Source organism: Pseudomonas sp. GT1P32, from assembly GCF_054897805.1.
This window is the reverse complement of the sequence record NZ_CM142704.1, coordinates 1,151,560-1,164,377: the sequence shown is the minus strand read 5'-3', so window position 1 is coordinate 1,164,377 and position 12,818 is coordinate 1,151,560. Positions and strand designations below refer to the sequence as shown.

General features: G+C 60.3%; 10 protein-coding genes. 2 read left to right on the top strand and 8 right to left on the bottom strand.

Translation table 11 applies throughout. The features are described from left to right. Window positions 1–4: 4 nt before the first annotated feature. Complete coding sequence (gene pssA, locus ACYZUC_RS05410; protein WP_461994130.1) at window positions 5–1,348, top strand: CDP-diacylglycerol--serine O-phosphatidyltransferase; 1,344 nt, start codon at window positions 5–7, stop codon at window positions 1,346–1,348. Here pssA and ACYZUC_RS05405 read toward each other — a convergent pair. The 8 genes from ACYZUC_RS05405 to ACYZUC_RS05370 all read right to left on the bottom strand — a co-directional run bounded on the left by ACYZUC_RS05405 (window position 1,343) and on the right by ACYZUC_RS05370 (window position 11,586). Beyond that, the gene (locus tag ACYZUC_RS05405; RefSeq protein ID WP_461994128.1) at window positions 1,343–2,521 is read right to left on the bottom strand and encodes an MFS transporter; all 1,179 of its coding nucleotides are present in this window, start codon (window positions 2,519–2,521) and stop codon (window positions 1,343–1,345) included. The genes pssA and ACYZUC_RS05405 overlap by 6 nt on opposite strands. Before the next feature lie 193 nt (window positions 2,522–2,714). Continuing rightward, window positions 2,715–3,539: an iron uptake system protein EfeO gene (gene efeO, locus ACYZUC_RS05400; RefSeq protein WP_461994126.1), complete on the bottom strand. Its 825-nt coding sequence runs from the start codon at window positions 3,537–3,539 to the stop codon at window positions 2,715–2,717. Between the two features lie 25 nt (window positions 3,540–3,564). Beyond that, a complete protein-coding gene (gene efeB / locus ACYZUC_RS05395; protein ID WP_461994124.1) occupies window positions 3,565–4,863 on the bottom strand; it encodes an iron uptake transporter deferrochelatase/peroxidase subunit in 1,299 nt (432 codons plus the stop codon). Between the two features lie 18 nt (window positions 4,864–4,881). Then, window positions 4,882–6,081, bottom strand: a complete 1,200-nt coding sequence (efeO, locus tag ACYZUC_RS05390; protein ID WP_461994122.1) for an iron uptake system protein EfeO — start codon at window positions 6,079–6,081, stop codon at window positions 4,882–4,884. Window positions 6,082–6,227: 146 nt separating this feature from the next. Beyond that, window positions 6,228–7,064 carry an iron uptake transporter permease EfeU gene (gene efeU / locus ACYZUC_RS05385; protein WP_461994120.1) on the bottom strand — a complete coding sequence of 279 codons (837 nt, stop codon included), beginning with the start codon at window positions 7,062–7,064 and terminating at the stop codon, window positions 6,228–6,230. Window positions 7,065–7,169: 105 nt separating this feature from the next. After that, entirely contained in the window at window positions 7,170–8,171 is a 1,002-nt protein-coding gene (locus ACYZUC_RS05380; RefSeq protein WP_461994118.1) for a hypothetical protein, read from the bottom strand. Continuing rightward, a complete protein-coding gene (locus ACYZUC_RS05375; RefSeq protein ID WP_461994116.1) occupies window positions 8,168–9,886 on the bottom strand; it encodes a J domain-containing protein in 1,719 nt (572 codons plus the stop codon). Before ACYZUC_RS05375 ends, ACYZUC_RS05380 begins: the two co-directional genes overlap by 4 nt. Beyond that, window positions 9,883–11,586 (bottom strand): molecular chaperone HscC, encoded by a 1,704-nt coding sequence (locus ACYZUC_RS05370; protein WP_461994114.1) that lies wholly within the window; start codon window positions 11,584–11,586, stop codon window positions 9,883–9,885. Before ACYZUC_RS05370 ends, ACYZUC_RS05375 begins: the two co-directional genes overlap by 4 nt. 153 nt (window positions 11,587–11,739) lie before the next feature. Between ACYZUC_RS05370 and ACYZUC_RS05365 the strand changes: the two genes are divergently transcribed. After that, window positions 11,740–12,756, top strand: a complete 1,017-nt coding sequence (locus tag ACYZUC_RS05365; protein WP_461994112.1) for an AraC family transcriptional regulator — start codon at window positions 11,740–11,742, stop codon at window positions 12,754–12,756. The last annotated feature ends 62 nt before the right edge of the window (window positions 12,757–12,818 follow it).

The following is a 12,818-nucleotide window of genomic DNA, read 5'->3' as shown; positions in this document are numbered from 1 at the left end:
CCCTATGCCGTCGCTTTTCAAACGCTCTCTGCTGCCCAAACTGCGCAGTTTTCCGCTGACCGCCGATGCCGTCACCATCCTCTCTGGCGCTGCCGAATTCCGTCGTTGCCTGTTGGAAAAAATCGCCACAGCGACCCAGCGCATCTACATCGTTGCGCTGTACCTGCAACAGGATGAAGCCGGCCAGGAAATTCTCGATGCCTTGCACGCCGCCAAACTGGCGCGTCCGGAACTGGACGTGGTGGTGGTCGTCGACTGGCTGCGCGCCCAGCGTGGCTTGATCGGTGCCGGCAAACAGCCGGGCAATTCGGCGTGGTATCAGGAAACCACCCGCACCCGCGCCAGCGTGGTCCCGGTGTACGGTGTGCCGGTGCAGACCCGCGAGCTGTTCGGCGTGCTGCATTTGAAAGGCTTCGTGATCGATGACTGCGTGATCTACAGCGGCGCGAGCCTGAACAACGTTTATCTGCACAAATTCGACAAATACCGGTACGACCGTTATCACCTGCTGCACAACGGCGCCCTGGCCGATTCGATGCAGCACCTGGTTCAGCACGGCCTGGTCGCCTCGAAAGCGGTGCATCGCCTCGATTTGCCGAACCTGCCGACCACCCGCAGCCTGCGCCACGACATCGGCGACCTGCGCAGCCGCCTGAAACATGCGGCGTACGACACCACGACGGGCACCACGGTTAAAGACGGTTTGTCGGTCAGCCCATTACTTGGGGTCGGCAAGAACAACCCGTTGAGCCGGGTAATCTGCGAGTTGATTGCCAGTGCCCAGCATCAACTGACGATCTGCACGCCGTACTTCAACCTGCCGTTGGCGGTGACCCGGGAGATCAACCGGGCATTGGCCCGTGGTGTGAAGATCGACATCGTGGTCGGCGACAAAACCGCCAACGACTTCTACATCCCGCCGAGCGAGCCGTTCAAGGTGATCTCGGCGTTGCCGTACCTCTACGAGATCAGCCTGCGGCGTTTCGCCAAGCGTCATCAACGCAACGTAGACAGCGGTCAGTTGAACCTGCACCTGTGGAAGGACGGCGATAACACCTATCACCTGAAAGGCATGTGGGTCGATCAGCGTTACACCTTGCTGACCGGCAACAACCTCAATCCGCGCGCATTCCGTCTCGACCTGGAAAACGCGCTGCTGATTGATGACCCCAAAGGTGAATTGCTGCAGCCGCGTCGCAGTGAGCTGGCGGAGATCTTCCAGCACACCACGCGCATCGAGCGTTATCAGGACCTGCAAACCCTGCCGGATTACCCGGCGGGCGTGGCCAAGTTCCTCAAGCGTGTCAGTCGTGTGCGCATTGAACGCTTGCTCTATCGCATCCTATAAAGCCTGACGCTGCCGGGGCCCTGGCCACAGGGCCACCAGCAGCAACAACGCAGCGGCCACCAGATACGGCAAGCGCGGTTCGATGCCGTAGATCAGCGTGGCGGTCAACGGCCCGATCACCACACCGAACCCTTGCGCGGCGCCGATGGAACCTGCGGTCGCGCCTTGCTCCGAGGCCTCGACCGCATTGGCGGCAAGCGCGGCGAAGGACGGGAAAATCAGGCCCATGCCGCTCGCCGAGACAAAGAACCCCAGCCATAACCCCCACGCCGAATCGACCATGATGCTGCCGGAAAACCCCAGCGCAGCGACCATCGCGCCGACCCGGATCAGCCGTAGCGGCGGCCATTCCAGTCGACGCACAACCAGCTGCGAACAGATCAACGCGAAGCCGACCATGGTCAGGGCGATACCGGCCGTTTGCGCGGCGTCGGCCGGGCTCATGCCCAGTCGATCGATGGCGAAGAAGCCGACGGTGATCTGCGCGACAGAAACGCACAGCATCGCCACGAACGCGACCGCCATGGGCCGGCGCAACCGTGGATCGTTGAGGTGCACCTTGCGCGGCGCCTGACGCAAGTGCAATTCCTGAGCCTTGAGCTTGTAACGCAGCACGAGGAACGCCAACAACGGTAAAAAAGCCATGGCGTAGAACGGCAGACTCAGGCTGTAGCGGGACAGCAGGGCGGCGATTGCCGGGCCGACCACCAGCCCGCAGGCGTTGGCAGCGCCCAATGCGGCCATGGCTTTGGCGCGGTGTTGCGGTTCGACGTTGTCGGCAATCAGTGCATTACAGCCGACCGGGATCGCCGCATAGAACACGCCGATCAGCCCGCGTCCGAACATCAGCCCGATAAACGCCAGCGCCGCTGAAGGCAGGAATCGCAAAGACGTGTCGATGAACAGGCACAAGGCCCAATAGGCGAGGGTGAATCCCGCAGTGCCAAGCAACAGAATGCGTCGTCGTCCGAAGCGGTCGCTGGCCTGACCCCATGGACGCGCCAGCACCATCCAGATCACCCCGGACACCGTCACCGCCGCACCGGCCTGCCAGGTGGCCAGACCCAACACCCGGGCGATGGGCCCGATCAAAGAAACGAACGCCATCATTGCCATGGTGCAGGCCATGTTGGCGACCATGAGCGGGCGCAGGTCGAAGGTTGAAGCGGACATGGGTGAGTCTTCCGTGAGCATTATTATTGGCGGGGGATGGTAGCAGGAGGGGGATGTGTCGGGGCTGAAAATGCCTTCGCGGGCAAGCCTCGCTCCTACAGAATGCGCGTGCGGGTGAAAATATCCCGTACGACATAAATCCCGTAGGAGCGAGGCTTGCCCGCGAAGGGGCCCGCCTAGACGTTACAAAAAATCAATTCAAACCCAATTTCCCACGCAACGTCGACAAATCCTCAGCCAACGTATTCACCGGCCCGACCAGCGCCTTACGATCGTTGTCTTTCACCTTGTCATAGGTCTCAAAACCGCCATCCCTGGTTTTGTACTTCGCCAGCGTCTTGTTCACCGTGGCAAAGTTTTTGTCGACCTTGGCAATGAACGCCGCGTCCTGCTTCTCGATCTGCGAACGGAACAGGTCGACGATTTTCTTCGCGCCGTCGATGTTGCCCTGGAAGTCATACAGGTCGGTGTGGCTGTAACGATCCTCTTCACCGGAGATCTTGGTCGCGGCGACTTCTTCCAGCAGCGCCGCCGCGCCGCCCACCACTTTTTCAGGCGGGAAGGTCAGGCCGGCCACGCGGGTTTGCAGGTCCTTGACGTCTTTGTTCAAGCCATCGGCCAGTTCGCCCAGGCCCTTGGTGCTCTTCTCGGAGAACAGCGAGTATTCGATGCGGTGGAAACCGGTGAAGTCTTCGGCTTTCACGCCTTTTTCGTGGTCGTCGACACGGGAGTCGATGGAGGCGTCGAGGTCACTGAACAGCTCGGCAATCGGCTCGATCGATTCGTAGTAAACCCGGGTCGGCGCGTAGAGTTTTTGCGCGGTGGCCAGATCACCTTTCTTCACCGCATCGGTGAATTTCTGAGTGTGGCTGGCCAGTTCGTCCAACTGCTCGGTGACGTAGATCTTGTAATCCGAAATCGGCCCCACCAGTTCCAGCGGCGCCGTCGCCGCGAAAGCCGAAAACGGGGTGTTGAGCAAACCAAGGGTCAGCAATAACGCGAGTGGCGACTTTTTCATGGGACGGTTCCGTGTTGGGGGTTGGTTAGGCGGTGGCTGTTGTTTGTGTGGCGTTGAGCAGCGAGCGACCGATGAAATCCTGGTCGCCCGTCACACCCGGCAGTGTGAAGAAGTACCCGCCGCCGACCGGCTTGAGGTACTCCTCGAGCGGCTCGCCGTTGAGACGGGTTTGCACGGTGATGAAGCCTTTTTCCAGGTCGGCCTGGTAGCAGATGAACAGCAAACCCATGTCCAGCTGACCGTTCTTGTTCACGCCGTTTGAGTAGTTGAACGGCCGGCGCAGGATCAGGTTGGCCTGACTCGCGGCGGTGCGCGGGTTGGCCAGGCGGATATGTGCGTCGAGCTTGGTCAGCTTGCCTTCCGGGTCCTTGGCGTAGTCCGGCACCTCTGTTTCGTGGGCACCACCCATGGGCGCGCCGGTGCTTTTGATCCGGCCGAGAATGCTTTCCTGTTCCTGCAACGGTGTGCGGTCCCAGCGCTCGACGAAGTTGCGGATGATCCGCACCGCTTGGTAGCTGCCATTGACGGCCCACGCCGGTTCGTCGCTGCCGGGCTGGACCCAGACGATGCGGTCCATGGCCTTGGCGTCGTTGGAGTCGGGGTTGGCCGAGCCGTCGCGAAAGCCCAGAAAGTTACGCGCACTCTGCGCCGGCACACCGGGTTTCGCTGGTGCCTGGGGCGGTACGCTGCCTTCCTGTTTCCAGCGCACCAGCAGCAAGTCCGGCAGGTTTTTCACGATGTCACGCAGGGCGTGGATGTTGGTGTCGGTGGTGTTGGAGCAGAACTGCAAACTCAGGTCGCCGTGGCAGCAATCGGCCTCCAGCGCATCGTTGGGGAAACCGACCATGCGGCTCAGCCGTTTCGGTTTGGCGTGGGTCAGGCCGAAGCGTTCGTCGAATAACGATTCACCCACCGAGACGGTGATGGTCAGATTGTCCGGCGTGACCACCGGGCCAAGAATCCCAGAATCCACCGGTGGCAGTTTCGGGTCGACCTGCGCCACCGGGCCGCCCTTCATCAGGAACGCGATGCGCTCATTGAGCGTGCGGAACAGCCGTTCGAGGTCTTCGCGGTCACTGGCCAACACATCAAACGACACCAACATGCCCGACGCCGGGCGCGGGGTGACGATGCCGTTTTGGTGCTGGCCGTGGAAGTCGTGGCGGTCTTCGGTCCTGTCGCTGCTTGGCGCTTCGGTGACTTGCGCGGGGCTGGCGGCCATGGCCGGGCAGCTCAAGGCCGAACCGGCCAACGCCACACCGGCGGCGCCCATGCCCATCAAAACCCGGCGACGCTGGAGGTTGAATTGCTCTGAATCGTTCATCTGAATGTCGTCTTCTGCTTACAGGCCGGAAAGGCCAAGGGCGGGATCGATTCCATCGAGTGCATCGGCCAGTGCCTTGGCCTTGTCGGCGATCTGTTTGCGTTGCGCGGCGCTGACCGTGTCGTAGCTCGCATAGCCGTCCTTGACCTTGAAACCGTTGAGTTCGGCATCAAGGCTGGCGACAGCGCTGTCGAGGGCCGGCAGCAGTTCGGCGGCGGACTTGGTCAGCAACGGGCGCAACAGGTCGACGACTTTGCGGGCAGCTTCGAGGTTGCCGGCGAAACCGTTCAAGTCGGTGTGGCTGTAGCGTTCTTCTTCACCGCTGCTGGCGCGCACATCGCCGAGGTTATTGAGGTTGCGCACCACGATGCTGACCAGTTGTTCCGGCGGCAGCGATTGCGCAAGCAGTTGTTGCTTGAGCGTGGTGACGTCGGTCAGCAGCTGTTGGGCTACCGGTGTCAGGCCGTCGAGGTTGCGTTGCTGGAACAACGCATATTCCAGGCGATGGAAACCCACGAAACCGGGGTCCTGCTCGCGCTTTTCAAAGTAATCGGCACGGGCGTTGATGGTGTTGTCCAGTTCCGCCAGGCGTTGTGTGGCCGGGGCAATGCGTTGATAGGCACTGCGCGCCGGGACGTACAACGCTTGCGCCTGGCTCAGGTCACCGGCTTCGATGGCTTGTTCAAGCGCGGTGACGGCCTTGATCAGCGCGGTACTTTGGCTGCTCAGGTAAACGCGGAATTCCGACAACGGCCCGACGAAAGCCACCATCGACGGCTTGGCCTTGGCCGCGGCATCGGACGCCTCGGTCGGTGTCACGTGCAACGTGCCACGCGGATTGCTCAGCAGGCCGCAGGTGATCGCGTAATCACCGGGCAACAGGTTGGCGTTGATCACCTGACTCAGGCCGGGCGCGATGTTTTCCCGTTCTTCGACCACCAGCACGCCGTCAAGAATTTCCCATTCAACGGCGCGGTCCGAGCGGTTGACGATGCGGAAACTGGCGCGACCGGCCGGCACCGTCAGCGCGTTCGGTTCGCAGCTGTGGGGGTGAATGGTCACCAGCACTTCGTCATGGTTGGCCTGGCGTTTGGCCGAGGCCATTTTCGAGGCGTAGTAGAACAGGCCGCCGGCGGCGATCATCACGATCACCGAACCGGCCACCGCCCAGCGCAAGGCGCGGGGAGGGGAGGCCTGAGGAGGGGCTTGATTTGACATGGGTGCCCTTACTGACTGGAAAAAATGCATTGGCGCACGCCTACCCTGTGGGAGCGAGCCTGCTCGCGATGGTCGTTAACGATCACGCGGGATATCTGGCACCCCACGGCGTTCTCTGGTTTATCGCCGGCAAGCCGGTCTCGCTCCTACAGGGGAAGGGAGGAAGATTGTTTAGCGGGTGCCGGCGCCGGGAGAAAAAACATCACCAACGCCACCAGCAGATAAATCAGATAAGCGCCAAGGGTGCTGACGGTGGGGGCGTCCTGGTAACCGAACATCCCGGCCAGCACCGAGCCCAGCGGGCCGTCCATTGGCAGCGTGGCGCTGAAGTCGAACAGCACGGTTTGCAGGTGATTCCAGACCCCGGCTTCATGCAGCGCCTGTACCGAGTTGGCGAGAATGCCGGCGGCCACCACGAGGATGAACAGACCGGTCCAGCGAAAGAACGCGCCGAGGTTCAGGCGCATGCTGCCGGTGTAAATGAGGAAACCAACGATGATCGCCAGGATCAGGCCGAGCAGGGCGCCAATCGGTGCCGCCGGGCCTTCGCTTTGCTGGAACACCGCGAGCAGGAAAAACACCGTTTCCAGGCCTTCCCGGGCGACGGCGAAAAACACCATGGCGATCAGCGCCGTGACCTGATGTTTAGAGCCAGTCAGCGCCTGATCGAGGGACACATGCAGCGAATGCTTGATCGAACGCGCCACCTTGCGCATCCAGAACACCATGGAACTGAGGATGCCGACCGCCACCAGGCCGACCACACCTTCAAACAGTTCCTGTTGTTTCTGCGGGAATTCGGCACTGACCAGTTCCAGACCGCCGCCTACCAGCAGGGCCAGTGCCGCAGCGAGAAACACACCGATCCACACGGCGGGCATCCACTGCCCGCGACCGGTCTGTTTGAGGTAGCTGGCGATGATGCCGACGATCAATGCGGCCTCGATGCCTTCGCGCAGCATGATCAGAAAAGGAACAAGCATTCAGCACCGTCGTGGAATTAGATAGGGTGCTAATTTGTAACATAATGACACTCATTCCCAAATGCCAATAGTTGACATTTACCTGAACCTAACCTGAACGCACGTCTAAAAGAGTGGTTCGACTTGCTCGTTGTAGACCCCCACCAACCAGTCGTAGCGACGTCCGATAATCTCGAAATCATCGCTTAATTGTTGCGGTGACGCCTTGGCTGTCCAGTCGTCGCGCAGTTTTTCGATGGCTTTCAGATAACTTTCGCCCGGTGAACGCATGTGTTTCCAGATTTTTTCCGGGTAGTCGGCGGTACTGGTTGCAGGGTTGGCTTGCAGGTAACGGGTGCCATTGTCCCAGGCCAGTTGCAGGTTTTTTGAAGCGTCGCTCAGGTCATCGACGGACAAGGTCTGCTCGCGAATGTGGTTGTCGAGTTTGAGCATGAGGGTTCGTGCTTCCAGCATGTAGGTCAGGATATGGGCGTATTTGAGTTCATCCCGGACCTTGAGCTGCTTAAGCTGAACCTCACGAACATTCAGGTCCTCGATATCCAACTGACGGCGCAGTGCGTCTGACGCCTTGAGGTATTCATCTACCAACGGCAAAAACACGCTGTCACGTTGCGCTTTTTCCGCAGGACTGACCGGATAGGCAGGCACGGTATTGAAAAAGTCGAACAGTTGCGCCGCCTCGTTGGCGGCCAGCAGGGACGATTCGAGGCGATTCTGCAACGGCAGCAGCAGAGGTGCCCACTTCTGCAGATTGTTTTTTTGCAGCAAGTTCAGTCGACAGCCATACGCATCGAGATTACGCACAAAGTCCAGTCGCTCCCGTAGCGCAGCCATCGACCCGAAGTCCTCGGGAAATCGCTCTTTCAGAGTGGGATCGGTCTTCCGGTCCCGATTCAGGTAACGGGTATAGGCATGACGCCAAGGACTGTCGACGGAATTCAGGCAGGCAATCACCGGGCGCAGGGCGCTGGCTTTTTCCTGCTCGGCGAGATCGGGTTGATCGATCCAGCGTTTGATCGGCGTCAGAAGGACGCTTCGGTATTCGTTCAATGCACCCAGAAATGTCAGGGTCAGCACCGCAGTGAAGGCCATTGTACTTTTGTTCATGGATGAGCCTTTCCCGCGTTCAATTGTCCATACCATTGCTGTCGAGTCGGCGCTACCCGGCACTCCTGTCGACTGTCGAGGGGACCGCTGCATCCGCGTTTGGCAAACGGCTGCAATCCTTGGTCGCGTCCCATCAACTGGTTGCTGGCGATGATATAGAACAGCACGGTCAGGCCGATCACACACACCATCAGCGCAATCGATAGCGCCGGCCCCAACACTGGAGTTCGCAGTTTGGGTGGTGCTACACGCAGTGTTGCGGGCCAGGTAATACGGCTCAAGGCGCTCAGCAGCACGAGCACCCCGGCGTAGGCGGCCAGTGCTTCGGCGCCCAAAACGGTCCATGTCAATCCACCCATCAACCAACAGGGAAGAAACTCACGCAAGAGCAACGGCGGTGGATCCCTGAAGCTGAGCTGACGGGTTACGGGGCGGCTCAAGCGCACGTCCAGTGACCAAAATCGATCCGCCAGCGGACGGCAGACTACCAGCACGAAAGTGCTGAATACGATCAACAATACAGAGCAGGGAATTGCCTGGGAGTAGAGCCCGTATAGCATGTCTGAAACACTGTCGCCGGAGCCGGCTTTTCCATTGTCATTACCGGCAGCCCAGGCCAGCGAGGCGGCAAGCAGCCCGACGTTGACCGGCCAGGTCCGCCCGGACGGGACCAAGGCTTGCCAGAAGTAAGGATCGGAGTCCGGCAACACGCGGCACAGCTGTGGATGCCGCCGTTTGATCCTTTCGCTGAGGTAGCGACAAGCGTTCCAGTCATCTTCAAAAAAGCGCTGGGCAAAGGCTTTTCGTTCGGCGGTCGTCATCGGTGTCAGAAACAGTCGCGCAGCGCGGCTCTGGGGATTGCGCTGGTTCAAGCTGGCGAGGTGTCGCTGCTCGTCGAGAAATGCCTGGTAGGGGTGACGCTCCAGCAGCATCGACCAATAAGGTTCTGGGCCGCGTCTCTGATTGTCGCCGGGGTTCCACTGCTGATGCGCACACAGCGTTTCGAACAGCTCCGTGGACCAGAAATCCGATTCCACCAGAACCTGGGCAAGGGTTGCGTTAAACCAGTCGTGACGTTCAAAGGACTGCAACCAATCGGCGCGCTTGAGCGCCAGAAAGGTTTCGATAAACCCATCGACGTGCCCAGCCTCCAACTGCTCTCGCAGGCGTTTTTTGACTTCACGGCAGTAAGCTTGATGAAGAAACTGGAGGGCATGGGGGGGCAAATCCTCGCGCTGCCAGGTCGTCAACCAGTTGAAACGCTCCAACCCCCATTGCGCGAGCAACATGCCGTCTTCGCGTGGTTCGAGGCACATCATCAACAACAGTTCTTCGAATTCTCTGCTGCAATGGGTGGCCTGCGCCTGATCCAGGCGCTGATCGAGCAAGTCGGGCGTAACGTCCTCCAGTAACTGTTTCGCCCGCTGCTGCGCGGCGCTCGGCCCGAACGGCGCGAGGTCAGGCTCGACTTCGAGCGTGCCGCGAAACGAGGTATCCGGTGACGGTGCTTCGCCCGCTTGCTCGCCGTCGCTGAACGCGGGCATCACCGACTCACGACGGCTCCGTGCCAAGGCCTGTTCGTACGCTTCGCGCAGGCGTTGAAAACCGCTCGGGTCTTCATCCGGACGGTGCACTTTGAGCAGCGTCGCGTACTGACGCTTGATGCTGCGGGAGTCAGCGTCGGCCTCCAGCCCCAGAATGGCCCAGCAGTTCATCGCCATAGGCCTTGTTCGAGCTCATCGAGTTGTTGCATCAGTTGCACACGCAGCTCACGGATGGCCCGATCATCCTGACTGTCGAGCGTCTGCTTGAAGCGGTTTGCCATGTGATCGAGGTGCTGACGCAAGTCGCCGAGGCTTTCCTGGTATAGCCGTTCGAGGCGTGCGGTCAGCAGGCTGTTGACCTGTTGTTCCCGGGGGTGAACCTTGAGGCTCGCGAGCGCGACCAAACGTTGCTGAATCTCTTCGGGGCTGAGGACTCCCGGATTGTTCTCGATCACCAGCGTGCGACGCTCGCCGGTACGCGTTATCAAGGCTTCGGCTTCAAGCAGGCCGTTGGTGTCGTAAGTGAAACGCACGTCAATGCCGACCTCGCCAGCCGGTGCCAATGGCACGTCCAATTCCATTTCGCCCAGGTGAATGTTTTCTCTCACCCAGCGGCTTTCGCCCTGATAAACCTTCAATTGCACCTTGCGTTGATTGTCGCGCAAGGTATAGACCGACTTGACCCGGCTCACCGGTACGACGCAGTTACGTTCGATAATCGGCAGGTAATGGCCGGCTTCTACGCCTTCGCCGACCGTGATCCCGGTTTCAATTCCAAGTGTGTAAGGGCAGACGTCTGTCAGCACCACTTCTTCCAGCGCAGCGTCTCTGGCCTTGAGCGCCGCTTGTACCGCGGCCCCCAGGGCAATCGACTCATCCGGGTTAAGCGTGATCGACGGAAATCGTCCGAACAACCCGGCGACCATCCGCCGAATCAGCGGCATGCGGGTCGTGCCGCCCACCAACAGGACTTCATCAAGCTCTGATGGCCGAATACGAGCGTCGCGCAGCGCCGTTTCGATGGGGGTGCGCAAGCGTGCGAGCAACGGGCCGTATAGGTCGGCCAGCTGGGTCTGGGTGAACGTCTGCTCCCATTGCCCGGAGCCATGGCGCAGGACGAACGTTGCGCTGTCGGCTTGCCCCAGTGCGTGTCGAACCCGTTCGGCTTCACGGCGCAGGCGATGGGCGATGTTCGGCTCGGTCAATGACGGCATGTCGCTGCGGTTAGCGTGGGCGGCGACAAACGCCTGAACCAGCACGCTGTCGAAATCCTCACCGCCGAGAAAATTGTCGCCCGCGCTGGCACGGACTTCCATCACGCCATCAAACAGCTCAAGAATCGACACATCGAAGGTCCCGCCACCGAGGTCGAACACCAGAAACGAACTGGTCGTGTCCCGTTGATGCAAACCATAGGCGAGGGCGGCGGCAGTCGGTTCGTTGATCAGGCGCTCGACCTTGAGGCCTGCCAGTTCGCCCGCGATTTTCGTGGCTTTGCGCTGAGCGTCATTGAAATAGGCGGGTACGCTGATCACCGCTTCGGTAACTGTTTCGCCATAGCGGCGTTCGACATCTTCCTTGAGGCTGCGCAGCACCAGTGACGACAGTTCTTCCGGACGGAACCGTCGAGTCCCGAGTTGAAGCTCGTGGGCACTGCCCATGTGGCGCTTGAACAATGCAGCGGTCAGATGTGGATGGGTCTGTAAACGCTCTTTCGCGGCCCGACCCACTAAAATCCGACCCTCATCGTCGAGACCGACCACGCTTGGGGTCAGCAGACTGTCCAGCGCATTGGGAACCAGTTCGGGGGCGCCGTTGTGCCAAACGGCAACCAGACTGTTGGTGGTGCCCAAATCAATGCCGACGATCATAACGTTTACAACTCCATGTCATTTCCGGATTTCTGCCCACAGCCTATCGGCCACGGAACACCGGAATTGAGCCTCCTTGCGCGCAATACTGGCTTTTTGTGGAGCGCTGCCTAAGATGGCCGACAGATTGTTCAGTGCACCCGAGCGAGTCCAATGTCGGAAAAAGACACCATCTCCATTCAACTGGTGCGTGAAGCGCTGTTGCAAAGTTGCGCCCCTGGCGCTGCCACCGATGAGGTGTTGAACAAGGTCGGCATCGATCCGGCGCTACTGGAGTCCGCCGTTGCCCGCGTCCCGGCCACGGCCTATGCGCGTTTGTGGCGGTTGCTGGCCCGGCGTGGCGACGATGAGTTTTTTGGCATGGACCCGCGCAAGCTCAAATCCGGCAGCCTGGAGTTCCTGTGCCGCTGCTCGATGGTCCAGCCGAGCCTGGCCGCCGGCCTGACTTCGGGGCTGGGGTTTCTGTCGTTGATGCTCGAACACCTGCCCGCGCAGTTGGTTCGTCAGCAAAGTCTCGCGGAAATCGTCTTGCTGGAAGACGACCAGGACCCTCGCCGCGCGTTCACCTATTTCACCTACTGGATGATCGTTCACGGTGTTGCGTGTTGGCTGGCCGGGCGGAGGATTCCGATTCTGGCCATCGAGTTGCGCTGCCCGGCGCCGGACTTTTGCGATGACTATCAGGTGATGTTTTCCGAGAACCTGCGTTTCGACCGGCCGCGCACCCGAATGATTTTTTCGGCTGATTGCCTGGACCTGCCGATCAAGCGTAGCGCGGAAGAACTCAAGCGGTTCCTGGCCCATGCGCCGGCCAATATTCTGGTCAAGTACCGCGACCCGGAGAGTCTGGCGAGTCGGATCAAGCACGATTTGCGGCAATTGCCTGCCGAGCAGTGGCCGGAAACCGAACCTCTGGCGCAACAACTGTGCATGTCGGCCTCGACTTTGCGTCGGCGACTGGCGGAGGAGGGGCAGACCTATCAAGGCCTCAAGGACAGTGTGCGCAAGGAATTGGCCATTGTCTGGCTGGCGGAGCCGAGTATCAGCTTCGCCGAAATCGCCACGCGGCTGGGGTTTGCCGATGCGAGCTCGTTCTACAAGGCGTTTCGCAAGTGGTCGGGGTCGAACCCGGGGCATTATCGGAGTTTGATTCTGACCGAAGCGAGCTGATCCAGGCTTTGTCGCGATTGGGTGGGCCTCTTCGCGGGCAAGCCTCGCTCCTACAGAGAAAT